The organism is Candidatus Cloacimonadota bacterium, from assembly GCA_012516855.1.
In the GTDB taxonomy this organism is placed as follows: Bacteria; Cloacimonadota; Cloacimonadia; order Cloacimonadales; family Cloacimonadaceae; genus Syntrophosphaera.
The window spans coordinates 1-2,000 of sequence record JAAYWB010000129.1 but is presented as its reverse complement, the minus strand read 5'-3'; the positions used below and the strand labels follow the sequence as shown (position 1 = coordinate 2,000).

Genomic DNA, 2,000 nt, shown 5'->3' with positions numbered 1-2,000 from the left:
TCAAAACTCTGACATGTGGTTCAGGCAAAGATTCAATAATGTCATATCAGGTGTTGTGGGAGGATTGGTGATGCCTCTTCTGGGGTTCCTGATATTCTTTCTGCTTACGCGTCACGGCCTTTCGATGACTGATTATTTCAGGAAGATGGAAAGTGCCGGAAATATTTCGGAAATAATGAGCGTTTCCGTCTTCTTCAATGTAGTCATCTTTCTGCTTTTCAACCGCCTTGACATGCTGAGAGCCTGCAGGGGGGTGCTTGGAATAACCTTAGCGTGGGCCTTTGCTGTCTTCGCGATAAACCTGTTTTAAAATGAGGTACTTCATTATTGCAGGCGAGCCCTCCGGTGATCTTCACGGTTCTAACCTTGTGAAGCACCTGCGAAAGGCCGATCCGGCAGCAGATATTGTATGCTGGGGAGGTGAACTGATGCAGGGCGAAGGCGCACGGCTTCTGAAACATTACCGTGAGACTGCATTCATGGGCATTCTCGAAGTACTTGTAAACATCCGGCAGGTGAAAGCAAACTTCAGCGAATGCAAAAGACAGATAATGGAAATGAAACCCGATGTGGTAATACTTATTGATTATCCGGGATTCAATCTGCGTATGGCCAGGTTTGCAAAGGAAGCCGGCTTTAGGGTCTTCTACTACATTTCGCCTAAGTTCTGGGCATGGCGTGAAGGAAGAGTCAAAAAGATAAAACGCTATACAGACAGGCTTTACATCATCTTCCCGTTTGAAAAGGAGTTTTACCGGAGACATGATTTCCCTGCACTCTTCCTTGGCAATCCCCTCATTGACCATATAGATGCATGGAGGGCCAAAGCACCTGACAGGGAGATGATCAGAGCTTCACTGGGACTTGACCCCAGACCGGTAATCGCACTTCTCTGCGGCAGCAGGCTTCAGGAGGTGAGCACTATTCTTCCTGTCATGGCAGGAGTGTCTGCAGGCTTTCCTAAATACCAGTTCGTGGTGGCAGCAATGGATCATCTGCCGGCACGGCTTTATAAAGAGATCTCTTCAGCATACCCTGTCAGGGTTATCACCGGCAGGACCTATGACCTTCTGGCTGTGGCTGAGGCCGCGCTTGTCACCTCCGGCACTGCAACCCTTGAGGCTGCACTCTTTGATGTGCCTCAGGTCGTATGCTACAGTACAAGTCTGCTTACATACAGGCTGGCAAAACGGATTATCAGGGTCAGGTTCATCTCACTGGTAAACCTCATCATGGACAGGGAAGTGGTGAAAGAGCTGATTCAGGAGGGGCTGAATAGTGTCAGCCTGCACAGGGAACTGGAGGAGATAGTTGCCACCGGTGACAGACATAAGAGTATAAAGGCTGATTACCGGGAGTTGCGGACTATACTCGGAGGTGGCGGGGCATCAGGGAGAGTAGCGGCGGATATGATGGAAAGTCTTGTTCAAATGAAAGCAAGATGAGGGTAGTGATACCCATGGTGGATGAAAATATGGCAGGCACTCCTGGTAAAAAGAAAGGGAAATGAAGAGGATCTCACTGGTTGCCATACTGCTCGTTCTGTTTCCACTGGTCACATTTCCCCGGATCTCAATACGTATCTTTGCCCGGTCAAAGCCTTCCAGCCTGATTTTGACCACGGTAAAGGGTGATTGTTTCCTTTTCGACGGAGCTTCCGGAGAGGTGCGTCTCAGCCAGGGCGAAACCGTTGCCGTGACACGGTATGGTGACAGGGTAATCTACAGCACAATGTCAGGCATAAGAGGGGTATCTGATTCGCTTGCCTTTACTCCGGCCGCATCAGGCACGCTCTTCATTGTCAGGGCACCCGGCAACAGCGAGCCTGAGAAGAGCCTCGGCGGAATGCTGACAGTCACTTCATTCCCCGGTTCACTCCGGATACTTAATATCACAACCGTTGAAGAGTACCTTCCCGGAGTGGTACGTGCCGAGGCGGGCAGATACGGACCGTCAGATTACTACAAGGCACAGGCCGTGGTAGCGAGAACCTATATCTA

At 50.1% G+C, this 2,000-nt stretch carries 3 protein-coding genes; all 3 read left to right on the top strand.

Translation table 11 applies throughout. The features are described 5' to 3' along the window. The first annotated feature begins 67 nt into the window (after nt 1-67). Nucleotides 68-310, top strand: coding sequence for a hypothetical protein (locus tag GX466_09430; protein ID NLH94416.1), 243 nt, complete (start codon nt 68-70; stop codon nt 308-310). Between the two features lies 1 nt (nt 311). Beyond that, a complete protein-coding gene (gene lpxB, locus GX466_09425) occupies nt 312-1,445 on the top strand; it encodes a lipid-A-disaccharide synthase (protein NLH94415.1) in 1,134 nt (377 codons plus the stop codon). Nucleotides 1,446-1,506: 61 nt separating this feature from the next. Then, a partial coding sequence (locus GX466_09420; protein NLH94414.1) for a SpoIID/LytB domain-containing protein occupies nt 1,507-2,000 on the top strand: 494 nt, incomplete at its 3' end.

What these genes read in the sequence shown, in the direction of transcription:
- lpxB (NLH94415.1), top strand. Translation starts at nt 312, where the DNA reads ATGAGGTACTTCATTATTGCAGGCGAGCCCTCCGGTGATCTTCACGGT.